The 26,853-nt window shown below is 45.6% G+C and carries 29 protein-coding genes; 16 read left to right on the forward strand and 13 right to left on the reverse strand.

What is annotated here, in order from left to right; genetic code table 11:
* Positions 1-17: 17 nt before the first annotated feature.
* Positions 18-1,316 carry a branched-chain amino acid transport system II carrier protein gene (gene brnQ / locus V8G47_RS15455; protein ID WP_336200896.1) on the reverse strand — a complete coding sequence of 433 codons (1,299 nt, stop codon included), beginning with the start codon at positions 1,314-1,316 and terminating at the stop codon, positions 18-20.
* Positions 1,317-1,644: 328 nt separating this feature from the next.
* On the opposite strand from brnQ, the gene V8G47_RS15460 reads away from it, so the two are divergent.
* Positions 1,645-1,818 carry a hypothetical protein gene (locus V8G47_RS15460; protein WP_336200897.1) on the forward strand — a complete coding sequence of 58 codons (174 nt, stop codon included), beginning with the start codon at positions 1,645-1,647 and terminating at the stop codon, positions 1,816-1,818.
* 45 nt (positions 1,819-1,863) lie between these two features.
* Here V8G47_RS15460 and V8G47_RS15465 read toward each other — a convergent pair whose 3' ends face one another.
* Entirely contained in the window at positions 1,864-3,282 is a 1,419-nt protein-coding gene (locus tag V8G47_RS15465; RefSeq protein ID WP_336200898.1) for an NAD-dependent succinate-semialdehyde dehydrogenase, read from the reverse strand.
* A 190-nt stretch (positions 3,283-3,472) separates the two neighbouring features.
* Here V8G47_RS15465 and V8G47_RS15470 point away from each other — a divergent pair, with 190 nt between their 5' ends.
* On the forward strand, positions 3,473-4,408 hold the full coding sequence (locus V8G47_RS15470; RefSeq protein WP_336200899.1) for an NADP-dependent oxidoreductase: 936 nt from the start codon (positions 3,473-3,475) through the stop codon (positions 4,406-4,408).
* Positions 4,409-4,456: 48 nt separating this feature from the next.
* Here the strand turns inward: V8G47_RS15470 and V8G47_RS15475 are convergent, their stop codons facing one another.
* Positions 4,457-4,780 (reverse strand): ArsR/SmtB family transcription factor, encoded by a 324-nt coding sequence (locus tag V8G47_RS15475; protein WP_336200900.1) that lies wholly within the window; start codon positions 4,778-4,780, stop codon positions 4,457-4,459.
* Positions 4,781-5,215: an SRPBCC family protein gene (locus tag V8G47_RS15480; RefSeq protein WP_336200901.1), complete on the reverse strand. Its 435-nt coding sequence runs from the start codon at positions 5,213-5,215 to the stop codon at positions 4,781-4,783.
* Positions 5,216-5,468: 253 nt separating this feature from the next.
* On the opposite strand from V8G47_RS15480, the gene V8G47_RS15485 reads away from it, so the two are divergent.
* Positions 5,469-6,326, forward strand: coding sequence for an AraC family transcriptional regulator (locus V8G47_RS15485; protein ID WP_336200902.1), 858 nt, complete (start codon positions 5,469-5,471; stop codon positions 6,324-6,326).
* Positions 6,327-6,378: 52 nt separating this feature from the next.
* Here the strand turns inward: V8G47_RS15485 and V8G47_RS15490 are convergent, their stop codons facing one another.
* On the reverse strand, positions 6,379-7,179 hold the full coding sequence (locus V8G47_RS15490) for a hypothetical protein (protein WP_336200903.1): 801 nt from the start codon (positions 7,177-7,179) through the stop codon (positions 6,379-6,381).
* Positions 7,167-8,018, reverse strand: a complete 852-nt coding sequence (locus tag V8G47_RS15495; RefSeq protein WP_336200904.1) for a hypothetical protein — start codon at positions 8,016-8,018, stop codon at positions 7,167-7,169. Before V8G47_RS15495 ends, V8G47_RS15490 begins: the two co-directional genes overlap by 13 nt.
* Positions 8,019-8,331: 313 nt before the next feature.
* Here V8G47_RS15495 and V8G47_RS15500 point away from each other — a divergent pair, with 313 nt between their 5' ends.
* The 7 genes from V8G47_RS15500 to V8G47_RS15530 all read left to right on the forward strand — a co-directional run bounded on the left by V8G47_RS15500 (position 8,332) and on the right by V8G47_RS15530 (position 14,774).
* Positions 8,332-9,363 carry a beta-carotene 15,15'-monooxygenase gene (locus V8G47_RS15500; protein WP_336200905.1) on the forward strand — a complete coding sequence of 344 codons (1,032 nt, stop codon included), beginning with the start codon at positions 8,332-8,334 and terminating at the stop codon, positions 9,361-9,363.
* 217 nt (positions 9,364-9,580) lie between these two features.
* Positions 9,581-10,252: a sigma factor-like helix-turn-helix DNA-binding protein gene (locus tag V8G47_RS15505; RefSeq protein WP_336200906.1), complete on the forward strand. Its 672-nt coding sequence runs from the start codon at positions 9,581-9,583 to the stop codon at positions 10,250-10,252.
* A 3-nt stretch (positions 10,253-10,255) separates the two neighbouring features.
* Positions 10,256-10,858 (forward strand): ATP-dependent Clp endopeptidase proteolytic subunit ClpP, encoded by a 603-nt coding sequence (gene clpP, locus V8G47_RS15510; protein WP_286163088.1) that lies wholly within the window; start codon positions 10,256-10,258, stop codon positions 10,856-10,858.
* Between the two features lie 190 nt (positions 10,859-11,048).
* Positions 11,049-11,567 (forward strand): hypothetical protein, encoded by a 519-nt coding sequence (locus V8G47_RS15515; protein WP_336200907.1) that lies wholly within the window; start codon positions 11,049-11,051, stop codon positions 11,565-11,567.
* 78 nt (positions 11,568-11,645) lie between these two features.
* The gene (locus tag V8G47_RS15520) at positions 11,646-12,704 is read left to right on the forward strand and encodes a C45 family peptidase (RefSeq protein ID WP_336200908.1); all 1,059 of its coding nucleotides are present in this window, start codon (positions 11,646-11,648) and stop codon (positions 12,702-12,704) included.
* A 215-nt stretch (positions 12,705-12,919) separates the two neighbouring features.
* Complete coding sequence (locus V8G47_RS15525) at positions 12,920-13,489, forward strand: helix-turn-helix domain-containing protein (RefSeq protein ID WP_336200909.1); 570 nt, start codon at positions 12,920-12,922, stop codon at positions 13,487-13,489.
* Positions 13,490-13,526: 37 nt separating this feature from the next.
* On the forward strand, positions 13,527-14,774 hold the full coding sequence (locus V8G47_RS15530) for an ATP-binding protein (RefSeq protein WP_336200910.1): 1,248 nt from the start codon (positions 13,527-13,529) through the stop codon (positions 14,772-14,774).
* 40 nt (positions 14,775-14,814) lie between these two features.
* Here the strand turns inward: V8G47_RS15530 and V8G47_RS15535 are convergent, their stop codons facing one another.
* Entirely contained in the window at positions 14,815-15,489 is a 675-nt protein-coding gene (locus V8G47_RS15535; RefSeq protein ID WP_336200911.1) for an NAD(P)H-dependent oxidoreductase, read from the reverse strand.
* Between the two features lie 324 nt (positions 15,490-15,813).
* Between V8G47_RS15535 and V8G47_RS15540 the strand changes: the two genes are divergently transcribed.
* The 6 genes from V8G47_RS15540 to V8G47_RS15565 all read left to right on the forward strand — a co-directional run bounded on the left by V8G47_RS15540 (position 15,814) and on the right by V8G47_RS15565 (position 20,273).
* Positions 15,814-16,065: a FeoA family protein gene (locus V8G47_RS15540; protein WP_336200912.1), complete on the forward strand. Its 252-nt coding sequence runs from the start codon at positions 15,814-15,816 to the stop codon at positions 16,063-16,065.
* 2 nt (positions 16,066-16,067) lie between these two features.
* Positions 16,068-16,793 carry a FeoB small GTPase domain-containing protein gene (locus V8G47_RS15545; RefSeq protein ID WP_336200913.1) on the forward strand — a complete coding sequence of 242 codons (726 nt, stop codon included), beginning with the start codon at positions 16,068-16,070 and terminating at the stop codon, positions 16,791-16,793.
* Complete coding sequence (locus V8G47_RS15550; RefSeq protein WP_336200934.1) at positions 16,780-18,171, forward strand: nucleoside recognition domain-containing protein; 1,392 nt, start codon at positions 16,780-16,782, stop codon at positions 18,169-18,171. Before V8G47_RS15545 ends, V8G47_RS15550 begins: the two co-directional genes overlap by 14 nt.
* A gap of 117 nt (positions 18,172-18,288) precedes the next feature.
* Positions 18,289-18,897 (forward strand): class I SAM-dependent methyltransferase, encoded by a 609-nt coding sequence (locus V8G47_RS15555; RefSeq protein ID WP_336200914.1) that lies wholly within the window; start codon positions 18,289-18,291, stop codon positions 18,895-18,897.
* 74 nt (positions 18,898-18,971) lie between these two features.
* A complete protein-coding gene (locus tag V8G47_RS15560) occupies positions 18,972-19,889 on the forward strand; it encodes a ketopantoate reductase family protein (RefSeq protein WP_336200915.1) in 918 nt (305 codons plus the stop codon).
* Positions 19,890-20,111: 222 nt separating this feature from the next.
* Complete coding sequence (locus tag V8G47_RS15565) at positions 20,112-20,273, forward strand: hypothetical protein (protein ID WP_336200916.1); 162 nt, start codon at positions 20,112-20,114, stop codon at positions 20,271-20,273.
* A 70-nt stretch (positions 20,274-20,343) separates the two neighbouring features.
* Here V8G47_RS15565 and V8G47_RS15570 read toward each other — a convergent pair whose 3' ends face one another.
* From V8G47_RS15570 to V8G47_RS15595, 6 genes are all read right to left on the reverse strand, one after another.
* Complete coding sequence (locus V8G47_RS15570) at positions 20,344-21,663, reverse strand: (Fe-S)-binding protein (protein ID WP_336200917.1); 1,320 nt, start codon at positions 21,661-21,663, stop codon at positions 20,344-20,346.
* Positions 21,660-23,072: a glycolate oxidase subunit GlcD gene (gene glcD, locus V8G47_RS15575; protein WP_336200918.1), complete on the reverse strand. Its 1,413-nt coding sequence runs from the start codon at positions 23,070-23,072 to the stop codon at positions 21,660-21,662. Before glcD ends, V8G47_RS15570 begins: the two co-directional genes overlap by 4 nt.
* Positions 23,073-23,169: 97 nt before the next feature.
* The gene (gene anmK / locus V8G47_RS15580; protein WP_336200919.1) at positions 23,170-24,336 is read right to left on the reverse strand and encodes an anhydro-N-acetylmuramic acid kinase AnmK; all 1,167 of its coding nucleotides are present in this window, start codon (positions 24,334-24,336) and stop codon (positions 23,170-23,172) included.
* A complete protein-coding gene (locus tag V8G47_RS15585; RefSeq protein ID WP_336200920.1) occupies positions 24,336-25,241 on the reverse strand; it encodes a BadF/BadG/BcrA/BcrD ATPase family protein in 906 nt (301 codons plus the stop codon). The genes anmK and V8G47_RS15585 overlap by 1 nt, the downstream gene beginning before the upstream one ends.
* A gap of 3 nt (positions 25,242-25,244) precedes the next feature.
* Entirely contained in the window at positions 25,245-26,342 is a 1,098-nt protein-coding gene (locus V8G47_RS15590; RefSeq protein ID WP_336200921.1) for a DUF871 domain-containing protein, read from the reverse strand.
* A 12-nt stretch (positions 26,343-26,354) separates the two neighbouring features.
* Positions 26,355-26,693, reverse strand: coding sequence for a PTS lactose/cellobiose transporter subunit IIA (locus V8G47_RS15595; protein WP_336200922.1), 339 nt, complete (start codon positions 26,691-26,693; stop codon positions 26,355-26,357).
* Positions 26,694-26,853 lie beyond the last annotated feature (160 nt).

Below are 26,853 nucleotides of genomic sequence, written 5' to 3' on the forward strand. Positions count from 1 at the left end.
TTTGAGAGGTCCGTCCCTCAAATGATTTTCTTTTGAAAGAGGTCCAGTCCGTATCCGATGATGACGGCCAATAGGGCGGGGGTGGTCCAGGCCAGTCCATTTGCACTCAAGGGAAGATGGCTGATGGCGGCCTGAATTCCTTCCATGTTCACGTTGAGGCTTGCCAGCATTTCGTATAAGGAAAAGACCGCCGCGATGCTGACACCATACACATACATCCTTCTGCTTTCCCCGAAGAAGTGCTGAAAGAGGGAAAGGGCTACGAGTACAATCGCCACGGGATAAATGAGAACAAGCAGGGGGGTGGCGACCTTTAATATCATATTCAGTCCGAGGTTGGTCACAGCCATCCCGATCAGGATGAAAATCAGTACATATGCTTTATATGAGTATCTTGGATAAATCTCGTGAAAAAAGCGTCCGCACGCATTGATCAGTCCGATGCATGTCGTCAAACAGGCAATCATCACAATCAAACCAAAAAGGAGATTGCCACTGTACCCAAATAGTTGCTGAGATGCTAACACGAGTATTTCTGCACCATTACTGATAGGTGTTTCATGGGGAATCACCCGTCCGATCCACCCGAGGGAAAGATACACCATCACGAGTCCAATGGCGGCAATCATTCCGGCACTGATGGTTCCGCGGATCAGCTCTTTATTTCCGGAAGCTCCTTTATCTTTCAATCCATTGATGATGACAATGCCGAAAGCCAGGGCTGCCACGGCGTCCATCGTGAAATACCCTTCAAGGAAGCCTTTCAGGAACGGTGCTGACTGGAACTTCTGGCTTGCTTCTGCATCGGTATAATCGAAGGTGATAAAAGCCTGTACGCACAGTACAGCCAGTACTAAGAGTAATATGGGTGTTAAAAATTGTCCGACGAGATCAATCACTTTTTTAGGATTGATGCTGAGCAAGTAGGTCAATCCAAAGAAAGCGATCGAGAATAATAATAATGGAAGCCGACCTTCCACACTGACCATTTGCAAAAATCCCAATTCGTACGCCACATTGGAAGCCCTCGGGATTCCGTAAAGAGCACCGATGGACATATAAATCACGATGGCAAAAACAATCCCGAAAACGGGGTGGACCCGCTCACCAATCGATAATAATCCATTTTTAGAAAGGGATACGGAAATGATCGTCAAAAAAGGCAGGAACACCGCCGTTAAAATAAAACCGGAAATCGCTGCTATAAAGTGGGTTCCCGATTCCATCCCGAGATAGGGCGGGAATATTAAATTCCCTGCACCAAAAAATAACGAAAAAAGCATAAATCCCGAAATCAGGACATCTCTTTTTCTCATAAACACGCCTCCAAATTCATGACCGACTGATAGGCCATCCGTCACATTTTACATAGCACATGAAAAAACCCGCCCCTGATCAGGGACGAGTCTGAACTCGCATAACTAACCATATTCCGTATGTTCCAAACTTTCGGATGCAAAAGTAGATTTGCTATATTCATACTTTTCTTCTTTTTAAAAAATTTCATTAATACTCACAATCTAGCACAGGCCATTTGTGTCGTCAATGAATTTTCCTACTATAATGTTAATTTCTTCTCTATCTTCAGTTATGCAAGCAACAAGTCTGGAATATGTATATAGAAAGAGTAGGGGAGTTGGATCCATGAAGCATGTTGCAGCGGCAATCTATCTTTCTTTCGGGATGCTATTCTTGTTTTTGCAAGGGTTTGACGGGTTTACCGGACCGGAAAATATGAATTTTATCATTTTCTTATTCCTAATGGCCGGGGCATCGTATCTGTACCGGGAAATCAGGGAACGTTTTAAAAAAAAATAGACAAAGGCACGCATGGGGATGCGTGCCTTTGTCTGTGCTGTATGCTTACAATCCAACGGAAATATACTTCACTTCCAAAAATTCATCTATACCCTGGTGACCGCCTTCACGGCCAAGGCCGCTTTGCTTGAATCCTCCGAATGGAGCTTGTGGAGTCGATGGCAACCCATCATTCAATCCGACAATACCGTACTCAAGTTGTTCACTGATCTGGATTCCCTTCGTGATATTATCGGTGAAGACATAGGCAGCGAGGCCATAGATGGAGTCGTTGGCCCGTTCGATGGCTTCCTCTTCGGTTTTGAAGGTGGTGATCGGAGCGACGGGTCCGAATGTTTCGTCATTCATGCACAGCATGTCATCGTTGACGTTCGTCAAAACAGTCGGCTCAAAATATAGCCCTTCTATTCCTTTTCCTCCGTAGGCAACGGAAGCTCCTTTGTCTACGGCGTCTTCCACATGCTTGCGGACTTTCTCGATGGCATCCTCATCTATCAATGGGCCGATATCGACACCTTCTTCTAGCCCATTTCCAACTTTCAGCCCTTTTACTTTTTCAACCAGTTTTTCAGAAAAAGTATCTGCGATGGATTCATGGACATAGATCCGATTGGAGCAGACGCAGGTTTGGCCGGCATTCCTGAATTTGGAGGCAATGACACCATCTACTGCCTTCTCTAGATCAGAGTCGGCCATTACGATGACAGGTGCATGCCCGCCAAGCTCCAGGGATATTTTCTTAACGGTGTCCGCAGACCCCTTCATCAGGACCTTACCGACTTCGGTTGAGCCGGTGAAGGTCAGTTTCCGGATGCGTGTATCTTCCATCCATGCTTCCCCGATGGATTTCGAATCTCCTGTCACGACGTTGATGACGCCTTTCGGGATGCCCGCTTCTTCAGCAAGGGCAGCCATCTTTAATGCAGTCAAAGGGGTTTGATTTGCCGGTTTGATGACGACCGTACAGCCGGTGGCAAGTGCCGGTGCAACCTTGCGTGTGATCATTGCTGCAGGGAAGTTCCACGGAGTGATGACCGCTACGACTCCGACGGGCTGCTTATGGACGAATAATCGCTTGTTCCGCTGAGTGGCAGGGATCTGTTCCCCGTAAACCCGCTTTCCTTCTTCAGCATACCAGGAGATGAATCCGTTGGCATATTGAATTTCGCCGAGTGCCTCTTTTAGCGGTTTTCCCTGCTCGATGGTCATCGTGCGTGCAAGATCCTCTTTGTTTTCATTAATAAGATCATACCATTTTCGAATGAGTTCACTTCGTTCGTACGCAGAGAATTGGGACCATTCCTTGAATGCCTCATGAGCGGCATCCACCGCCTGCGAAGCCTCTTTTTTTCCTCCATTCGGAATGGTGGCAATCACTTCCGATGTAGCGGGATTGGTTACCTCTTTCTTGTCAAGATCCGATCCGGTTTGTTCTCCATTGATGATGAGATTGTAGTGTTGCATCGTGTTCCTCCTTTAGAAAGATAGATTCCCATATGTTTATGACTATGTAGTTTGTCTTAAATTTACAATAGTGTGAGGGAAGAATCCAGTAAAACACTTTCATGAATGACGATGGGCTCTCCATTGTTTAAATACCCTGAATAAGAGGGAAGATAAACCGTATGTTCACAAACAAGGAGGGCGTAGTGATATGAAAGCCATCATCATCAACCAGTATGGAGACAAAGACGTTTTACAGGAAAAAGAAATCGATCGGCCGGCGATCGGCGACAATCAAATCCTGCTCGAAAATCATGCCACATCCATCAACCCCATCGATTGGAAGGTGAGGGCAGGGTATTTAAAAGATATGCTGAACTTTGAATTCCCGATCATCCTGGGATGGGATGCAGCGGGAGTGATCGCTGAAAAAGGGAAGAATGTAAAAGGATTTGAAGTGGGTGACCGTGTATTTGCGAGGCCGGCTACGACAAGGGAAGGTACCTACGCTGAATATGTGGCTGTGGATGAAGACCTGCTTGCTAAAATGCCTGAAAACATGAGCTTTGAAGATGCGGCGGCCATCCCTCTGGCCGGATTGACAGCCTGGCAGTGCTTAGTCGACTTCGGTGAAATCAAAGAAGGCGATAAGGTGCTGATCCACGCAGGATCCGGTGGGGTAGGGAATTTTGCGATTCAAATTGCCAAAAGCTTCGGAGCGCATGTCGCAACAACGGCAAGCGGAAAGAATGAAGAGTTCGTCCAATCATTGGGAGCCGATCAATTCATCAATTATAAAGAAGAAGACTTTAGTGAAGTGTTACAAGGCTTCGACCTGGTGCTGGATACCATGGGCGGGGACGTTCAGTCGAACAGCTATAAAGTCCTCAAGGAAAATGGAAAGCTCGTATCGATTGCAGAGCCCCCGAAAGAGGAGGAAGCGGCTAAGTACGGAGTGAAAGCCGAATTCCTTTGGCTGGATCCAAAAGGAGAACAACTCTCAAAGCTTGCCGACCTTTATAAATCCGGTCAATTAAAGCCAGTGATTGGAGAAACTTTCGAACTGAGCGAACAAGGATTAAAAGACGCTCACGCACTCAGTGAAACGCACCACGCAAAAGGGAAAATCGTGATTAAAGTGAAATAATGATAGGAGGGACGGACCTTTGGAACAAAGGTCCGTCCCTCTTATTATTCAATCTTCATTATTCTCTTCCAGAACGTATTTCAGCTTGGTCAGTTTATTGCTCCAGAACTGTTCGTAATAGGCTAACCAGTCCTTTAGTTCTGCGAGGGGCTCAGGATGAAGGCGATAGATCTTTTCCCTGCCGACTTTTTCACCTGACACCAACTCGGCTTCTGTCAGGATGGCAAGATGCTTGGCAATGGCGGTCCGGCTCATCGGAAAATGGGAAGTCAGAGCCGAAATGGGCATCTCTTTTTCTGAAAGAAGGCGAAGCACTTCCCGGCGGGTCGGGTCTGCAATCGCCTGGAATACGTCATGTTTAACGGCAGACACTTATTCCTCCACAACCTTCCGAAGGCGCTGATCCACTATGCCGACCCAACCGTTCTCCATTCGTTCCCGGATAACGGAGCTTTTTTCGTTCGGTTTTGAAACAACGGCATCATCATGCTTCCAGCCACCATGAATCAACGTGAATTCGGTTTGTGTCCCGACCTCTTTTAAAAGAAATGTGACGAACCAGCCATCCGTATCCCAGGAAAAGGACAGCTTATGAGGCGCATCCACCTCCAATACTTTACATGGAGACGGACCGAAAGGGGACTGAATGTGGAATTCATAACCCTCATCTGGTTGGAAATCATTAGGCATGAACCATGTAGATATGCCTTCTGAAGTGGAGACGGTGTCCCATACTTTTTGAATGGGGGCATTGAAGAGGACGGTCTGGGTAATATCTTGAAGCTGATTGTTTTGATTTGATTTCATATTTCTCGCCTGCTTTCTGTGGATAAAATAACACCAATTGGTTTCATTTTAATGATATAACACCATATGGTTTCGTGTCAACGAAAAGAGGAGAAAGGTGAAAGAGTGTAGAAGTAGTGACTTGGTGAAGATTAGTATTAGCAAAGGAGCTAATAATTATCGAATAGAATATAACCGGTCATAGCAGTGCACAAATTGACAGGTGTACCGATTATTTGAATGGTACATTAGGGTAGTGGGGAGAAGATCAGAAATGGAAATGCTTCATAGGATGAATGACTGCATTCAGTATATAGAGGAAAATCTTGAAGGGGAAATCAAGATGGAGGAGCTTGCCAGGCTCTCGCTGAACTCGAAGTTTCACTTTCAACGGCTGTTTTCTTTAGTCACAGGCTGCACTGTAGCTGAGTACATCCGGAGAAGAAGGCTGACTCTTGCGGCTCAGGAATTGAATCAGCCGAATGTGAAGGTCATTGATGTCGCTTTAAGGTATGGATACGAAACACCCGAATCCTTCTCGAAGGCGTTTCGAAAAGCTCACGGTGTTTCCCCATCCCAGGTGAAAGAATCGGGAACTCCTTTGAAAGCATTCCCGCGTATCTCCTTCCAAATCCAATTAAAAGGGGAAGTTGAAATGAATTATAAAATCGTCGAAAAAGAAGCCTTTCGGGTGATTGGAAAAGGGAAAAGAGTCTCAACCAATAATGGCCAAAACTTGAAGGAGATTCCGGCATTTTGGGATGAGGTGAATACTTCCGGCTTGGACAGTGAGATTTGCGAGGCTGCGGGTAATGATGAAATGCTCGGAATCTGCATGGAGTTTGATTATCCTAATGAAGATTTCACCTATTTTATCGGATCAGAAAAGAAGTCTGAGACTCATCCCCCGCTGGAGGTTAAGGAGATACCTGCTTCCACATGGGCAGTATTTGAATCGGTCGGTCCGATGCCTGACGCGATCCAGGGTGTGTGGAAACGGATTTTCTCTGAATGGTTCCCGTCTACAGGGTATGAGCATGGAGATGCACCTGAATTTGAATTATATCCGCCGGGGAATCCGAATGACGAGGATTACAGGTGCGAGGTCTGGGTTCCCGTTATGAAGAAATAAGGTCATGCTTTAAAAAGTGAGAAGCCCCTGAATCGAGCAGGGGCTTCTTCTTTTAATTGGCATCTTTATACCGGTAGCGATATTGAATGTTTGCCGTGCGTTCATCCGTATCAATGGTAAACCGATTCCACATGCTGTTGTCCCTCGGGGTTTCACTTTTTGGGAGGAAGGGGATCGTTTCATTCGCACCAATGGCCATGGTGCCCGTTTCAATGGTGTCCATTACATTCCCCGAAGAATCATAAAACGCAATCTGAACTTGGACCAGCAGGTCACGGTCCTCAAAATTCCTCATGAATACGAGGTTGGAATAATCCGATCCCCTGCAGGATGAGGAGTTTGAGTAGCAAATCTGCTGTGACAACGAAAGCGTCATCCCAATCGGCTGATCGGTTTGTGTATCCATATCGCTTAAAGATTTATCCGCTCGCTTCATGGCCGCAGCGTAGGTGGATTTCTCTGCGACGGGCAGGACGAAAATGAAAATCATCATCATGGTCAGGCATAAAAGGCTTATGACAATGAAAATGGGAGAGCTTTGCATGATTGATTGCAAAAATGGCGTTCGTGAAAAGATTCCCATCAGGATGACGATCAACATGATAATTCCCAATAATAATCCGCAAACCATCAACATGATCTTGATTTCTGATCCGGTTGGAAGGAGTGGGAAACCATATTCCTCCAAGTAATGAAGGTTTACGATCAGGGTGACGGAAAAGATTACCGCCCAAATTCCTGCACTGATTAAAGCGTATCGCAGGAGGACCCTGTAATGCCGGTGATGGTCCATCAGGGCAAATATATAAATGAGAAACGGAATGGTTGCGATCGGTATGATCAGGAATGCCATGTTGCTTCATTCCTTTCTTCGTTTGAATCGTCGATATACAGTTCTCTATTTGTAAGTGAAATTGTCTCACACAGGTCTTGATTGAATTCATTACCTGCAAACGTCCTTCCAGGCGAAGGAGATAAGGTTTCATACATTTCTTCAAATCGGTCAGGATTCGATTCCCATTTGCTGAACAGGTAAAAATAATGGTCATGCCAAAAGTTATACACCTTCCATTTCATCATCTTCCAGGTCAGGAGGGTGAAATAGATGACTTTCGCAGGCGAGATCATTTTTTTGATCTGGGCTGAAGGCATTTTGCACAATTGACGGAATACCGTGAAACATTCATGCAGTTGTTTCATGACTCCGAGAATAATTGTTTTGTCCACCCCCGCAGTCATAAAATTCCTGTATAGTACTTTATTGTGCTGGCGCGTTCCCTCGTCATACGTCTCCAGTTCGCTCAGAACGTTATAGCAGGAAAGCATGTCGTTCTGTGAACGGCTGGGGACGGCAAAGAGATCAAGAAAATCAAGGAATGCCTGTCGGTCTTTGTCTTTCGTCTTTTTCCTAAAGAAGACCGAACAGATGGTATCCAATCTCTTATAATGCTTTTCTCTTTCTTCAAATGCCTCGAATTCCTCCTGGTCCCTCGTAACGGTCATCCCCCTGGATGTGTGAATGATAATCCGGGCATGCGACTCGCTGTCCTTCTTGAGAAGCTGTATGATGCGATCATCTAAATGATGGACAATGTTCTCTGAAACATCCTGATGATCTGCCACTTCGTATATAGAAATTCTCTCTTGTAGTACGTCGATTAACGTCAAACTGGTCACCTCTGATTTTTTCATGGTATGTATCTACGGATGGAGACCCTGTATGTTTCATTAACCTTATAAATGAGGAATATTTTCCTATACAGAGAGTGTTCATCCTGTTTGTTCCTATACCCGTCTGATTCAAAAGTCATTCCGTATTCAGTGGAAAATAGGAGGTGGTTTGAATTTTTTTCTTAGCCTTCTTTGTTTGTTTACCTGTAATTGTGGACGGAAATTCACAAAATCAGTTGCCTATTTATTAATTTATATGATGAAAACTCTTCAAATCAAGCTGAAAGAGTTATAATGTAAGTAAATGGAATAGATGTCAATTGGAGGTGTGGGAATGGTTCTCCGAAACTCGAAATGGTCATTATGGGCGCTTGCCCTGTTAACACTCGTTCTCTTAAGTAATGTACTGCTGTATCAGCCAATCGTGCAGCAGTTTTTGGCCATTGAACTTGAAAGTGGTGCCGTACTTGGGTCCTTGGTGGATCTGGTCATCATTTCACCGGCACTGGCATATGCGGCTTTTAAAGTTTCAAAGAAGCAGGCGGCCGGATTCGTCGTATTTGGCCTCGTCTTAGCAAGAGTCATCATCCCTGAAGAATACTTCGCACCCTATACGATCCTCCTATACTCCGGGATTAGCTTTGAAGCCTTGTTTTTTCTGGCGGAGCTCGGACTGATCTTCCTTCTCCTCATGAGAATTCCAGTCATACGGACCGAGATGAGATCATCTGAAACAGGTCCGATCTTTTCATTCCTTCCTGCAGTGGAAAGAAAGGTAAGCAGTCTTCCCCTTATCCGAATCGTGGCATCTGAGATTCTGATGGTGTATTACGCCTTCTTCAGCTGGCGGAAAAAAGCACCTGCTCATGCCGGAGCGGTTACAATGCATCATAAGACCAGTGCCATCGCCATGAATATCATGCTTATCCATGCCGTTGCTATCGAAACGATCGGTCTTCACTGGTGGCTTCACTCCAAGATCCCCATCCTGTCATTCATCCTGCTCATTTTAAACGTGTACAGCATTCTCCTCGTACTGGCTGAAATCCAAATAACACGATTGCATCCTGTTGAAGTGAAAAATGGCGAGCTGCGTGTCGTGCAGGGATTAAGGCAGCGACTGATTCTGCCCCTAACAAACATCGAGGAGATGGAATGGGGAGAGAAGAAACCAAGTAAAGGCACCATGGTCTTTATACAGAAAGATTTTGAGGAGATTCATCCTCAAGTGATCCTGATATTGAAGGAGCCCGTCGAAGCGACGCTGTTCATGGGTAGAAAAGAAGAGGTATCCAAAGTGGCTTTGAGAGTGGATGAACCCGAGAAGTTAAGGCGGTTAATAGAGCAACATAAAAATCGTGCCTGATTCTTACCAGGCACGAGCCTTTCCTACCCCATGAGATAAACCTAATCATATTCCCCGATCATCGACTCATCATGGGTGACCAGTGACGGAAATGAAACCAATTTATTACCGGACTGCCTCCTGTGGGATATAATAATAATAAAATCATCCTTTTACCCATATCTTTTTCACAACCTTATCCGTTATAAGCATGAGAGGATGCAAAGGAGTGAAGACAATGCAAATGAGATCGGTATTCAACCTGGACGAAGAAGGGATCGAGGAAATGGTCCTAAAACTGTTCCGGTACTGCTATTTTCTTACAAAGGACAAATGGGACGGGGAGGATCTTGCCCAGGAATCTGTTTATAAAGCCCTCAGTCGATACCCTGATCGGCAAAGTTGGAGTCCTGCTTTACTGAAAAAAATGGCCTATCATCTGTGGATCGATAAGGGACGGAAAGAAAGCAGGGAATGGATTGGATCTGTCCCGGAGTCAGGTGTGGAAAACCATCCAAAAGAGTGGATCAGTCCGGAGATAGTCGGCATGCTTTCTAACAGATTGACCCCTAAGCAACTGGTTGCTTTCGTATTAAAGGAAGCCTTTCAGTACAAGATTTCTGAAGTGGCCTTACTACTAAAGCTGACAGAAACAGCTGTGAAGGCTTTATTGAACCGGTCCAGGGCAAAATTGAAAAAGATCTCCGTCGATGATGAATGGATAGAACGTGACACATATTGGGATGAAAATCTCCAAAAAGAGCTGAACGCCATTTTATATCGGAGCCTGAAAGCACAGGATCCGAGTCTGCTCATCGCCTACATTCCGACCCTGCTTGCATATGGACCGGTCCAGATGGTGCCACCGGTATCTCCTTCGCCTTCGAACGTCCTCTCGATGGCTGCATAACGAATGAGGGAGGAAGAAGACATGAACGCAATACCTTATGTAATTGAACAATCAAGTAAAGGAGAACGTTCCTACGATATTTACTCACGGTTATTAAAGGACCGGATTATCATGGTGAGTGACGAAGTGAATGATCATATGGCCAATAGTATCGTTGCTCAATTATTATTCCTGGCAGCAGATGATCCAGATAAGGACATTTCCTTGTATATCAACAGTCCCGGCGGCTCGACTTCTGCGGGGTTCGCCATCTTTGATACGATGGAGTACATCAGCCCCGATGTGCGGACGATCTGCACGGGCATGGCGGCATCATTCGGGGCGATGCTGCTCTTAGCAGGCACGAAAGGAAAAAGGTTTGCCCTGCCTAATAGTGAAATCATGATCCACCAGCCGTTGGGAGGCGCCAGGGGGCAGGCGACAGACCTTGAGATTTCAGCGAAACGCATCCTGAAATTAAGGGAGCATATCAATGAAATCATAGCTGAGAAAACGGGGCAATCGGTTGAAAAAGTTGCATTTGATACAGACCGTGACTACTTCATGAGTGCCTATGAGGCAAAGGAATATGGGATCATTGATGAGATTATCGAGAAGAAGAAGTGATGGATGTGTGGACGGTCTTGATGGCCGTCTTTTTTTATTCAGCTGCTGAATAATTGGATGATTTCAGCAGCTGAACGAACAAGATCGAATACAGGTGGATGATTGTATACCCCCTACAATCATCACAAGATATACCATAACATGAGAGCTGTATGGTAAAATAAACCACAAATGACAGGGGGGGTAACAAGTGACATTATTTTTCATTTTGGGTATTGTCGGGCTTTTCTTTTTTTCGAAAATCCCGAGGGAGAGAATCTATACGTTTAAGTGGATTCAATCTCTAAAAAAGCATAATTGGTTTCAGAATCCCTGGTTAGTCGGGGTATTTTTGTTTGGGATGAATCTATTATTATTCGGTACAACCGGGCTGCTATTGTATGGGACGACTCTACTGATGATTCCATATGTTCATCTCGTTATTATGATGCTTGCCACTGCGTTGAGTCTTCTCCTATGGAGTTCACTTGTCCGTTCAAAAGTGTGGGGGAAAGGGGAACGATGGAAAGCAGGAACGGTCGGAAGCAATTTTTATTTGGTTGTTTTTTTGTTCATCCTGTACCAATGGGTCACGTATGTACCCCAGTATCCTGGTGAAGACGGATTTATGGCCTTCATCGGTTTTTTCCTTGGGTTAGTGGTGACGGGTATGGCATTCCTCATATGTTTTGTGATCATTGTTTTTCTTCCAATTGATAAGCGTGTATAAGGGATGGCGATTGCTTTCCTTTTCCAATCCATTCTATTATCCTTGTAGAATAGATTCTGATGAAAAGGAGGTTTTAGCATGAAAACAATACATAGCGATGTGATTCAATTTCGCGGTTCCCATTATGACTTCGGGTTTATGCAAGGGGAACGGATAAAGGATTCCATAACGGTAAGAAATCGTGAGAATCAGTGGAAGGTACGAAAACCCAGGTTTTCCATCAGTATTGAAGAAACAAAGACTGCGATCGGAAGATTTGCCCCAGGGCTCTGGGATGAACTCCTTGGGCTGCAAGAAGCCCTCCAGTGGCCGATGGAGCGGGTGCTGAAGGAGTTTGGCGGCTACCGGGTGGATTATGTGAAGTCCGGCTGCTCGATTGTAACGGGTGAAGACTATCTGATCAGGAATTATGATTATCATCCGAAAACGTATGAGGGAAGATATACGTTTTATCAGCCAACGGATGGAGGATACGCCATCATCGGTCCCAGTCAGCGCGTGACGGGCAGGATGGACGGGATGAACGAACATGGCCTCTCATTGGGGTATAACTTCATGCACCGGAAAAATCCCGGCGATGGTTTCATTTGCTGTATGATCGGACGATTGATCCTTGAATCCTGTAAAGATGTTACCGAAGCCGTCGACATGCTGAAGGAAATCCCTCATAGGCATTCGTTCAGCTATGTAGTGTATGATCACAGTGGGGAGACGTATATCGTGGAAACCTCACCACGTGGGTTGGCGACTCGGAAAGCCAATGCATGCACCAACCATTTTGAAATGATGACGGATGAGAACAGAAATCACCTGGTCGATTCTAAGCGGCGATTGAGCATCATTAAGGAAACGGGTGATCAAGACGCTCATAGTGCATTCCGGTTAATGAATGACAGTGATAAAGGAGTATTCTCGGATCTCTACGGCAGCTGGGCAGGCACGATTCATACATCTGCTTATTTTCCGAAAGAAATGAAAGCATGGTTTGCCCTTGGCGGAGACCGGGAGCCTGTTATCTTTGATTTTGCCGAATGGCTAAAGGGTAAGGATGTTAAACAGGAAAAAATGACGGGTAAAGTGGATACTGATATTCCGTTTGTTCATATGGATGAGGGGGCGGATTGGTTCCGGAACTAAATGTAGGACTTCAGGTTTACTCCTGGAGTTCTTTTTTTTATGAATGGATGGCGATGAAAATTCCATTTTACTAGCAGAATTTTTCTGTTTTTTCCTTAAATGTAGGGCTTTTAGTCGGTTTTACGTTATTTTGCAATAGTGACAAAATAGTCACATAGTTTTTGGATATTGAATCAGTATAATAGAACTAGAAAGGTTTTGTAGGAGGGATGCGAATGAGTCATCAGAAGAGAAATTGGCTAGAACGATTAAGAAAGTTGAAGGGGTATAGCCAAGAAGAAATTGCCTATTTAGTTCATATCGACAGGTCCTACTATTCTAAAATTGAAAGTGGCGTCAGAGTACCAAGCAGGAGGTTGGCAGAGGATTTGGCAGAGCTGTTGAATTTTCATGTTTCCGTCTTCGAGTTGGAGGAAAGTCCCTTTTATTTTGCCCTGCAAGATTCCCCGATGGTGATTGCCCATTTTGATTTAGAGTTGAGATATACATGGATTTTCAACCCCCATCCGGACTTTGATCCTGTTTCAGTAATTGGTAAGCGGGACGTGGAATTAGAAGATAATGATGGTACCAGGGAATTAATGAAATTAAAGCAAGAGGTCATTAACGTTCGTACATCCATTAGAAGGAAAATCTCGTTTCCGTTATCCGATCAAACATATGAATATGATGTTACCTGCCACCCCTTATTTAATCATAAAGGTAAACTGATTGGCGGAAGCTCTGCCTCCACTCAACTGATTAAAGAAGAAGTGCAGATTCCGGAATGTGAAGTTCCCTCCTGATAGGATAGTCCAATTGAAGTGAGAGAGGGGTGTAGACATGCATGATTCCGTCTTAACGAACTTATTATTGAATTTTTTATTTATTGTAGTGGGACTCTTGCTATTCGCCCTTTATTACGATGTGACAAAGAAGCAACCCTCTAAAGGAATCGTCATCCTGCTTTCTACGGTTACGATCCTGTTATGTGTGTTGTTTAGTCATAAGCTGACGAATGGAATTTATGTCGATTTACGAAGAATACCCTTTTTTCTGGCCAGCTTATATTTTGGACCGGTCGTATCATTTGTTTTGATGGTCATCATCATAGCTTTACGCTACTTGATCATCGGGAGCGGTCTGATCCATTTAGTGATCCTCAACTATTTTATCAGCTTTATCATTTTGGCAGCCTTTTCAAAAGGTTTCCTGAGGGCAAAGAAAAAAGAGAAAATGGTCTTTGCCGTTGCCATCTGTTTTAGTATGACGATCTTTAATCTCTTATTTGGATATATCCATCAAGCCGAGATCTCTGTGGATGAGTATCTTTATCTTGTGATCATTCCTTTGGCTGCCACCATGATCTCTGTGATGATTTCGGAAATGATACGGAAAGTAATGATGCTGAGAAAAACATTCTCCCAACATGAAAAGCTGAGAGTGGTGAGTCAATTGGCTGCCAGTATATCTCATGAGATACGAAATCCTCTAACATCCTCCAAAGGTTTCCTGCAGCTTGTACAAGAAGAAAGAAACGAGAAAACACAGAGGGAATTTATTGAACTGTCTTTAATAGGGATTGATCAGGCCACACATGTCATAGAGGAGTATTTGACGTTCACAAACTCGGCTAAGGATAAAATAGAACGTATAGATGTGAAGCATTCCATCCTCGAACTGATCGAAAACCTGAAATCTGAGGATGGACAGGTTTCATTCCGCCATCAACTTATAGATGATGTGTATGTGGATGGTCAACGCAACAGTTTTCGGAAATGCATTGGGAATATTATAGCAAACGCCATAGAGTCCATGCCTCTGGGTGGGGAAGTATCCATCTCCATGGTTGAAAAAGAAAACCTTATGATTTCCATTTCAGATTCTGGTGAGGGGATGACGAAGGAACAAATTCAACGATTTGGAGAACCCTTCTTTACGACAAAAGATGAGGGAACGGGCCTCGGGATGATGGCAGCCACTATTATTGTGCATTCGATGCAGGGCAAGATCCAAGTGGAAAGTGAGCTGAATAAGGGTACCACCGTTTTTATAGAATTGCATAAGTCCCTGAAGGCAGATACAGGTTAAAAAAGGAATCCCGGCGAAAGCGGGATTCCTTTTCACATTATTACACAAACTTCACGATATCTTCATAAGGACGGCGTGATTTAGGTGCAGGTTCATTAGCGCGGTAACCGAATGCCACCATGACAGAAATGCTGAAACTGCCGTCTTCAAGTAAGCCTTCCTCATCCAGCAGCTTATTCATTTTCTCAATGTCAAAGCCTTCGATCGGGCAGGAGTCTACGCCGATCTGGGCAGCAGCGGTCATCATATTACCAAGGGCTATATACGTCTGCTTTCCGGCCCAGTCGTAAAGAGGACGGTCGCCTTCAAGTAAATCGAAATCAACCTTCTGGAACTGTTCGATCCGTTCTAAATACTTTGCCAAATGATCCTCAGGCATGTTCTTTTTATTTTTGAAATGATCCTGTAAATAGTCTGAATCGTACTTGGTATCCTGTTTGGTTCTCGCCAGGATTACGACGAAATGACTCGCCTCAGGCAGTTTACCATATGCTCCCCAAGCGGTGTTCTTGATCTTTTCTCTAAGTTCAGGATTTTGGATGACCAGGAATCTCCATGGCTCGAATCCGAAAGAACTTGGAGACAGGCGGCCCGTTTCCATAATGAATCTGAAATCGTCATCAGATACTTTCTTATTCGGATCGAATTCTTTGGTTGCATGTCTGAAATGGTAAGCATCTAGTATGTCTTGCTTGATTTGGTCTTTTGTAGACATTGAACATTCACTCCTTAATCCAATAATTCCAACATGTTTAACTTACCACAAGACCAGGAGGTTAATCATGTGATGTGTTTTATGTAACTCTTTTAAGTCAATGAATTCCATTAAACCAAATGGGGAAGTGGGTAAAGGTATCTTATTTTCGGATACCTTTTTCGCTGTTGTAAAAAAGTTTGTAAGAATAGCCTTTGAAAATATCTATAAAAATGTGAAACTTTGTTTGACATTTTTGGGGTGAAGGGAATAAGATGAACATATAATTTGCACAAGGGAAACTTTTTAACATAAAGACAATATAATTTACCGGAGGAATGAAATATGTCCGAAGTCAAGAAGCTGCTTCTTTCAGAATGTAAACCAGGCGACCGCGTTCTTATAACATCACTATCATTAGAAGGTACCATGAGAAGAAGATTATTGGATCTGGGATTTGTAAGGGGAGCCGAGGTAGCGGTCGTTCAAAAAAGCCCACTCGGTGATCCAATGGCCTTTCGGGTGAGTGATACCACGATTGCCCTTCGTAAAGAAGAAAGTTCAAGGATTCATGTTGAGAAAATAGGAGGTGCGTAAAGATGGAATCATACAGAATTGCTCTTGCAGGAAATCCGAATACGGGGAAAAGTACATTATTCAATCTGTTGACGGGATTAAGACAGCACACTGGGAACTGGCCGGGTAAAACAGTGGTGCATGCAGAAGGTGAGTTTCATCATAAGGGGAAGGATTTCACCATTGTCGATCTGCCCGGAACCTACTCCCTCTACTCCAATTCAACAGATGAAGAGGTTGCGAGGGACTATATTATCTTTGATAAGCCGGACGTGACACTTGTGGTATTGGACGCAACGTCCCTTGAGAGAAATATGAACCTAGCCCTTCAAGTGATGGAAATGACGGATCGAGTGATCGTAGCCCTCAATTTGATGGATGAAGCGAAGAAAAAGGGAATCGAAGTAAACAGTGAAGCACTAAGCAAAACACTGGGCGTACCGGTTGTGAAGATATCGGCAAGAAATAATACGGGCATAGAAGAGTTACTGGATACCGTAAATGAAATGGCTCAAGGAAATGTACCGACCACTCCATACCGCATGACCTATTCTGCGGATATCGAAGCGAAAATTGAAGAGCTTTCTCCAAAAGTACGCCAAATGATCGGGGATGAGTTTCCGATTCGATGGATTTCCCTGCGATTATTGGATGGAGACGAAAGCATACTCAACTCGTTGAATGATTACTTCCGGAGGGAACGAAAGGGAGGAGGATTTTCCAATGTCTCAGTCAATGCAACCACATAATGGAGATCAGGGTCTTCTGCATTTATTCAATCATGCGAAAGGGATGTCGAGTGACAACCTGCGGGATGAGATTGTAGAAAACATTTATTCGACGAGCAGAGGGATTTGCAAGGAAGTCGTAAAATACAAAAACAAAGAACGGATCCATTCCGAAAAGCTGGATAAAGTGCTGACTTCACCTATTTGGGGATTCCCCATCATGCTTGCCATGCTTGGAGCGGTGTTTTATTTGACGATTGCGGGGGCGAATATCCCATCGAGCATGCTGGCGGAAGGATTTGCCTGGATGGAAGGGAAGTTGACCCTGCTCTTTAACGCCATGAATGCACCGGCATGGCTTCACGGTGTACTCGTTCTGGGGTTCTTCAGGGGTACAGGATGGGTGATCAGCGTCATGCTTCCTCCGATGGCGATTTTCTTCCCGGCTTTTGCTCTTCTTGAGAATTACGGGTATTTGCCCCGTGTCGCCTTCAATATGGATCGCCTGTTTAAGAAAGCGGGAGGCCACGGAAAGCAATCCTTGACGATGGCGATGGGCTTTGGGTGTAATGCTGCTGCCATCATGTCGACGCGTATCATCGAATCACCGAGAGAACGGATGCTTGCCATCCTGACCAATAACTTTGTCCCTTGTAATGGTCGCTGGCCGACTTTGATCCTGCTTGCTTCCCTGTTCATGGCAGCCGGGTATGCCGGTGGGATGGCTTCCCTTGTGACCGCCGGAATGGTCATGACCATGGTGTTGATCGGAATTGTCGTGACGATTTCGGTGTCGTGGATACTGTCCAAAACGGCACTTAAAGGAGTTCCGACCCATTACACACTCGAGTTACCTCCATATCGTCGTCCAAAAATCTGGAGTACCATTTTACGCTCGAGTAAAGATAAGTCCTGGTATGTGTTAAAAAGAGCGGTGATCGTTGCCGCACCAGCCTCGATCATCACGTGGATCATCGCCAATATCCATATTGGTGACACGAGCATCCTCATGCATTTTGTACAGTTCCTTGATCCGTTCGGGCAGGCACTTGGGATGGATGGGTTCATCCTGGCCGCCTTCATCATCGGGCTGCCTGCCAACGAAATTGTGGTGCCGATCCTGATCATGGCCTATCTTTCTCAAGGGGCGATGCTTGAACTTGATGATCTGACCGAGTTAAAAGCAGTCTTCGTCAGTCATGGATGGACGTGGTTAACGGCACTGAATATGATGCTCTTTTCCCTGCTCCATTTTCCTTGCGGCACGACCCTTGTGAATATCTATAAGGAAACGAAGAGCAAGAAATGGACGTTCCTGTCCTTTGCGATTCCGACAGCGATTGCAATCGGGGTCACATTCCTGGTAGCAACGATTGTCAGGGCATTGGGCTGGGTGTAAGACATATGAAAGCAAATCCCTTTTAGGAGGGGTTTGCTTTTTTAATGTCTGAAAAGAAGCGGGAATCGTGGTACGATGGGAGAGCATATATACGGCAGGTTCAATAAGGAGAACAGAATGACCGAACATGATTATGATACATTACTGAATATCAAAACGGGCGATCGTCAAATAGGCTTTCATAGATCCTTTCACTATCATCGCTATGAACCGACTCCATACGCGGCATTACAGGAATTATTTCAGAGTTATGAACTGAAAAGCAATGATCGGGTCGTGGATTTCGGATGTGGGAAAGGCCGCTTGAACTTCTTTGTTCATCATCTTTTTCAATCGACTGTCATCGGTGTCGAAATGAACGACGAGTTTTACGGTGATTGTATGAGGAATCTTTCGTCCTACCGCGAGAAAACAAAAATCAGGAACGATGCGATTTCCTTTCGCCATTGCCTGGCTGAGGACTATGAGATAAACCCGGCAGACAACCGTTTCTACTTTTTTAATCCCTTTTCCGTTCAAATTTTTATTAAAGTCATCAATCATATTCTATTATCAGTAGAATCCTTTCCACGTGATATCGAGATTCTTCTGTACTACAGCTCGGATGATTATGTTCATTTCCTGGAGGATCATCCATTATTTCAGCTGCGAAAAGAAGTTGTGTTAACAGGGGAGTTCGCGAAGAACGAATATGAGCGGTTTCTGGTTTATGGGTTGATGTACTGATCAGAACTTTTGATTTATCCGCTTTCATATTGGAGAATGAAATAGAAGATCTAACAAAAAAGGAGGCGGATGGCATGAGAATATTGGTTGTAGGAGCAGGGGCCGTCGGGGGATACTTTGGAGGCAGATTGGCAGAGAAAGGTGAGGACGTCACGTTTCTCGTGCGGGATAAAAGGGAACATCTGCTGAAGGAACATGGACTTCATATCGAGAGCGTTCATGGCGATTATCACTTTCAGCCGAAGACCCTTAAGGCTGAAGAAAAAGCAGAGCCCTTTGACGTGGTCATATTATCCACCAAAGCGTACCACCTGAAAGGGGCCATTGATAGTCTAAATCCGTTTGTAGGGGAGAACACAATGATTCTTCCACTGTTAAACGGCATGTCCCACGTCGATGACCTGATCCAAGCATTCGGAGAAGAAAAGGTGATAGGCGGCTTATGCTTTGTCGAGTCCACACTTGATGGTTCAGGTAAAGTCATTCAGACAAGCCCTATCCATGACCTGGTGTTTGGAGAGAGGAATGGAGATCGGACGGACCGGATCACCAGACTGGAAGAAGCTTTCTCTGGAACGAAAGCGAGCTTCCGATTATCCGATACCATCGAGCAGGAAATGTGGCATAAATATCTCTTTATCACCACCCTTTCAGGAGTTACATCCCTATATCGTGCCCCAATCGGTCCGATCCGGGAGACCGGTGAAGGAGAGGGGCGGATCAAGGCGGTCCTTTCTCAGGCAGCGATGGTCATGAGGAAGTTGGAAGCGCCCCTTGGAGAAAATATTGAAGACGCTCTTTACGATAAAATCAGCGGGATGGGCTACAGCATGAAGTCTTCCCTACAGCGTGATATGGAGAAGAATCTATCAGTGGAGGCCGATCATTTATACGGTTATTTACTGGAGGCTGCCGAGGGTAAGGACGTAGAGGTCCCTGATTTACGTTTGATTTATGGGAATTTGAAGATTTATGAGATTGCGAGTCAATGAGAATGGGAGACATCGGATGCCTTTTTGGGGGTCCGGTGTTTTTTTGATGGGCGGGTTCAGCAGCGGAATCAGAGGGGGGAATCACCTGCTGAATATCAAGGTGAAGACAGCAGCTGAATCAAAAGCGGAAAATCTGCCGATAAATGAACCAAAAAGAAACCTTCCTTCATCCCAACCGTATATACTTATTGAACCTACTCTACTCAAAAAGGAGGCCCTCCCATGAACAGACTCATCACCATCAGCGCTGTACTCGTCGCCATCGCCACCATCATCATCTGGCTCACAACCAATGTCACCAATGCCCTCTCACTGCTTGCAGCCTATGGAATCATCCTATCCTTCCTCGTCTACTTTTCATTCTTTAAAATCAAAAAAAGATAAAAATCGAGGGACGGACCTCCAATCATCTCTTTTGCGGAAGCAAAAGGATGGTTGGGGAGGTCCGTCCCTCTCAGTCGACTGCTTCTAATAGGAAGTCGACGATGTGGATGGCTCGCATTTTGTCCGACAGGCCTTCCCGTTCGATGCCGAGTTTCATTTGGAGGAGGCAGCCCGGATTGGAAGTGATGATGGTGGTTGCCCGGGTGTCTTCGACGTTTTCCATTTTGTGATCGAGGATCTTCATGGACATGTCGGATTCGACGATATTATAAATTCCTGCAGATCCGCAGCAGTGGTCGGCTTGTTTCATCTCGACGTAATCGGCCCCTTCCACGGATTGGAGAAGTACTCTTGGCTCCATGAATGTTCTTTGAACGTTTCTTAAGTGACAGGAATCTTGATACGTGATCCGTTGTGGCGAAACATTCAATGTCTTTTTATGAAACTCCAATTCTACCAGAATCGAGGAAATATCCTTAATCTTATTTTTAAATCGGACAGCACGGTCTTGCCACTCGGGATCATCTTTCAGTAAGTGATCGTAATCGACAAGAAAAGCTCCGCAGCCACCGGCATTCGTAATGATGTAATCGACCCCGTTTGCTTCAAATGCTTCAATATTCCGTTTTGCGAGTCCCTTGGCGGCATCCTTTTCACCGCTGTGTCCATGCAGGGCCCCGCAGCAGGTTTGCGTCTTTGGAATCACGATGTCACAGCCTGCCAGTTGAAGGAGTTTCGTGGTGGCATTATTGGTTTCCAGAAACATCGTATCCATCAAGCAACCGGAAAAGAATGCGACTTTTTTCCGAACCTCACCAATCGAGGAAAGGGAAGTAGGGCGTTCCTTCATCTCTTTCAGCTTTGGAACCTGGGGTAGTACGCGTTCCATCGTGGCCATGCTTTCAGGGAACAACTTCATCACTCCCGTAGTGTGTACAGCCTTCTGCAAACCGGAACGCTGATAGATTCCGAGAAGATTCGTGACCATCCTCATTCTGTCGGGATGTGGGAATAAACCTTGGAATACGGTCTTCCTGACAATCCGGGCAGGGAGGGTATGCTTTTTATTTTGATTGATGATATCTCGTGCTTCTTCCAATAAGTGACCATAGTTCACACCGGATGGGCAGACCGGCTCACAGGCCCTGCATCCGAGACAAAGGTCCAGTGTGCGCTCGACTTCTTCATCGGGCTCGATCACACCATCGACGACTGCCTTCATCAGGGCGATGCGTCCCCGTGGGGAGTGTGATTCCTTGAACCCGGATTCGATATAAGTGGGACAGGAGGGAAGACAGAATCCGCATCGCATACAATTCAACAACTCATCTTCATCCATGCGATCTTTGAATGCCTGTTGAATCTTTTGTTTTTCCTTGACGGTCGTCATCTTGAAATCACCACACGTTTTCTTGATTCTTTCGCAAATACTTTATTCGGATTCATGATGTTATTGGGATCGAAGGATTGCTTGATCATCTTCATGGCACCAATCCCTTCAGGTCCAAGTTTCCATTCGAGATAAGGGGCCTTCATCATCCCGACGCCGTGTTCCCCCGTAATGGTCCCGCCCAATTCGATGGCATGGGCGAAGATTTCTTCAAAGGCAGCTTCGACCCGCTCCATTTCATCATGGTCCCTGGCATCTGTGGCAACGGTCGGATGGAGGTTTCCGTCCCCAGCATGGCCAAAGGTGCAAATCTTCAACTCATGGCGCTCGGCTATATCATTGATTGCTTTCACCATCTTGGCAATTTCGGAGCGGGGTACCGTGGCATCCTCCAAGATTGTCGTCGGCTTAAGTCGGGCAAGAGCCGAGAGGGCAGAACGCCGGGCAGTGCGAAGGGCATCTGCTTCGATTTCGGTTTTAGCTAGTTGAACGGATACGGCATCGTTTTCTTCACACACTTCTTCGATGCGCTTCATATCACGTGCGACTACTTCGGGTGGACCGTCCTGTTCAATCAAGAGGACTGCTTTCACATCCGTAGGCAGTCCGATTTTGGCAAAATCCTCTACCACTTCCAATGTAGGCTGATCCAGAAATTCCAGGGTCGTCGGGATGATCCGATTCGAGATGATGCTCGATACACTTTTTGCAGCTGCTTCTATGTCCTGATAAAGGGCAAGCATCGTCTGTTTCGTCTCCGGCATGGGAACGAGCTTCAATGTTGCTTCAGTGATGACACAAAGGGTCCCTTCCGAGCCGACAAACAGACGGGTCAAGTCATACCCGGCCACATCTTTTGCGAGTTTCCCGCCTGTCCGGATGATATCACCATTCGGGAGGACCGCTTCAAGGGCAAGGACATAATCCCGGGTGACTCCATACTTCAACCCTCTCAAGCCGCCGGAGTTTTCATTGATATTCCCTCCGATGGTGGAGATTTTCATGGAACTTGGGTCGGGAGGATAGAAGAGTCCCTTGGCTTCAACTGCGGTAATCAAATCAAGTGTTACTACCCCGGGCTGGACGGTGATCGTTAAATTTTCTTCATCCAATTCGAGGATTTTGTTCATATGGGTGAAAAGAAGGACAAGACCGCCTTCAGTTGGGCACGTACCGGCACAAAGGTTCGTTCCGGATCCCCGTGGGACAACGGGAATGGCATGCTCATTGCAGATCTTCACGATTGCCGATACTTCTCCCGTTGACCGGGGAACGATGACGGCATCGGGCATGGATTGGTAGTTGGGTGTTGCATCATAGGAATAAACAAGCTTTTCAGCTGGGGTATCACGGTAATTATCTTCACCGACGATGCCGACGAACCGATTCTTGATATCAGGAGTGATCATACTGGTTTCCACCTTTATTAGCGAGTTTTCAATACTGTTCATAAAAGAGCAGAGAGACGGTACCCGACTGTGGTCAAGGTCCGTCCCTCCTGATATATTATTTTGTGATGGTGGGGCTTGGTGTGATCGACCCGAGGATGACGGGTTTTTTCGCGCCGGTTGCCCCAGGGACGTTGCCTGGATTGCCGTATAGCGTTTCGTTGGCTAATAGTGCAAAGGCAATCGCTTCTTTGGCATCGGAGGAGTATCCGATATCTTCCTGAATGAGGATTGTCACTTCAGGGAGAAGTTCCCTCATCATTTGGAGAAGGGTCCGGTTATAGCTTCCCCCGCCACCGATGATGACCTCATTGATCGGATGTCGAGGGAAGACGAATGTATTATACGCATCCGAAATGGAAAGGGCGGTAAAGTAGGTTGCCGTCGCAATCAGATCTTCTTTCGGGATATTGGTGTGTTCCTGAAGAATCCGGTTCACAAACACCTCACCAAACAGTTCCCTGCCGGTGGATTTAGGCGGCGCTTTCTGAAAGAAATCCTTTTCCCACTCCATCCATTTCCTTGCTGCTTCAGGATGAACCGTTCCCCTGGCGGCAATCGATCCATCCTCGTCAAAAGACAAACCGAATAACTTCTCGCACAGTCCATCGATCACCATATTCCCGGGACCAGTATCAAAAGCAAACACTTCTTCAAGGGAGCAGTTTATCGGCAAGACGGTCACATTCCCGATTCCCCCAATATTCTGGAGGAGCCTGCCCCCATCCTTTTTCCGGTAGAGAAGGAACTCTGTATAAGGGACAAGGGGAGCACCTTCCCCTCCTGCAGCCATATCCATGGATCGGAAATTGGATACCACCTGTGTGTTGGTCCGGTAGGCAATCACGCTCGGTTCTCCGATTTGAAGAGTGGAAGCAACCGAATCTTCCGTATGAAAAGGCTGATGATAGACCGTCTGTCCATGGGATCCGATAAAGCTGAGCTCATCAACAGAGATGCCTGCCTCCGTACATACTTTCTCTACGGCATCGGCGTATACGTCTCCAAGCTCAAAATGAAGGCTGGATAAAAGAGGGGTGGAGGAATGATCAGGACTCATGACATCAAAGATTTTCTTTTTCACCGGTTGTGAAAAAGGCGTGGTTGAATACTGGACAAGCTCCACCACCGTATCCGTCCCTGCTCCTTCGATGGAAACAAGGGCGGCATCCACAGCGTCAACGGACGTGCCGGACATCAGCCCGACTGCTAAACGTTTACTCATCATACATACCTCCCCATTTGTATCGCTTCAATGATATCCACTGCGCCTGTAGCAGGGGAAGTGGTATCGGTGATGAAAGTCGGTTCGTCAAACCGTTTTGAAATCGTTTCTTTAAAAATGGCTTGAACAACCGGATTGTGTTCAAGCACACTGCCTTTTAATGCAATGACCGGATGTGATTCAAGTTGTAACTTCTCGATTAATGCGCTTGTCTGCCCGGCAAGGTGTTCGCCGGCTCTTTTTAATAAATGAACGGAATATTCATCTCCGGCCTCTGCTTCCTCGTGGATGACTTTCGCAAGCCGGGCAATCTCCCCTTTTGAAGAAGAATAAATGAATCCTTTCAATCCTTGGGCTTCAGTAGCGTTGATGTTGTTCAGTATCCTGAGGGAAAGGGGGGAGAGGGGGATGCCTGAGTCCATTTCCCTGACGATTTTTTTGCTCGCTTCGATGGCAAGATGGTAGGCACTGCCTTCGTCCCCAAGTAAGTGGCCCCAGCCCCCGGTCGTTCCTTCTCTTTTTCCGTTCCTTCCGTAACAAATCGATCCCGTGCCCGCGATCGTCATCACACCATTCCGGTTACCGATCAAACTGAAATAGGCAAGAGTGGCATCGTTTATAAGAATGATGGGAAGAGAAGTCATCCTGCTCAATTCAGACTGAATCCTTTGTGATAGATTTCCCGACCCGCCGCCTGCCATCCCGATCACAATATGTGTGGCCGCTTCTCTAGTCTGGTCCAGGCATTGTTGAACGACGGACGAGAGGTTGCGCAATGCTTCCTCGTACGAGACTGACGGGTTCCCGTGTCCGGATAAACTTTGGAAAAGGATATTTTTCTCCCTATCCATGACAAGTCCCTGAACCTTCGTTCCGCCTGCATCGATTCCTATTATTCTAGTCATCTCTTAAACCTTCTCACAAGGCTTGAAGGCAAATTTGCCCCAAGGTTTCAAATAATCCAAAAGGAATATTTCTTCTTCACGGATCCTGCCCACCACGTTCGTTTTACCGGAGTTCTCCATATCCTTGAGGGCAATCTGAAGTTCTCCCGCGTATTGGGCATACAGGTCGTTTTCAATGATGATGTCTCCACGCTTGATGTCGACGTTGTTATGGGGCGCAAATTCTCTTCCTCTGTATTTGACGCGGCTTTGAGTGGACCGGATCATATAATCCGATACATCTCCACGGTAAAAATGGGGTTCTTCAAAGATGATCGTTTTCTCTAGATCAGTAGTCGTTTCATGAGTCTCGACGGTAAAAGTGAGCTTCGATGTATTCAGTTCACTGAGCAGCTGCATCTCACGTTCCGATGCATAAGCATTGCTGATGATGACGTCGTCAATCAATCCAGTAGCAAACAGATGCTTGGCCTGGACATCAATAGGAAGGGATCGGTGCATCTCAAGTGTAGGCAATCCTTCTGTAACGGGCCATGGACCGAATGTGGCATCCGCGGAAGACACAAAGGCTGCCGTTCTCATACCGAAATCTTTGAATTTCTGGCTGCATTCGATAAAGAAAGGATAAGATAAACCGGAGTAACGGTGCGGATAGAAGTTATGGCACCCTAATAATTGATCCTTATTGGGCTGATACGTCATGATGTTATCGATGTATTTCGTGGCATTGCTCATGTTCAATTCGATTTTTAATTCATAGGGGTTATACGACATCATGGATTCCTCATGCCCGGTATATCCGAGGTCAAGGCGGATACCGTGAGCACCCAGGTCGGCAAAAAAGGATAGGTCATCGTAAGAAATATCCAGCTCTTTGAAAATACGTGGGCTGATGTCTGCGATGACTTCCATATTCTTCTCACGGGCAAACTTGATCGTTTCCTTGAAGTTCGCAATGATGCCGTCCTTGTCTCCTTCAACGGATAATAAGCAGGTAAACACACGTTGGAATCCATAAGAAGCGGCAAGGGCCAAATACTCTTTATCTTTTTCAGTTACAGAATGATTCGGATAGATTGAAACGCCAAGTCTTTTACTCATCGGGACTCCTCCTTAATTAGATTGGCTTTCGAGTGCATGGATTCTCTTTAACATAGGAATCATTTGTTCTATTAATGAGATTTCACTGATCGACGTCATCAAGTGATCCTGTGCATGAATCATAAGAAGTGATTTTTCAAATTCTTCCCCGTTGATTTCGGCCTGTATCAGGCTTGTTTGCGTCTTGTGGGCTTTATTCAGTTCGTCATGGGCGGTCTTTATCATCTCTTCCGCCTCATCGAATTTTCCCTCATGGGCTTTAGCGAGGGCTTCGTAAGCGGTACTCTTCGCATTCCCACCGTTTGATATGATCTCAAAAATCTCCACTTCCACGTTGCGGACCTCTGTCATCGTGTATTCCTCCCTGAACCTTTTTAGAACTCTTTTCTACTAATTTTGTAAAATAAAAGTTTAAATATTTTAGAATAATATTGAAATTTAATTTCATTATCGCATATAATCATATTAAACTGAAAGCCTTTTCAAGACAATCATTTTTTTGGAGGTGACC

This window comes from Rossellomorea sp. LJF3, from assembly GCF_037046045.1.
In the GTDB taxonomy this organism is placed as follows: Bacteria; Bacillota; Bacilli; order Bacillales; family Bacillaceae_B; genus Rossellomorea.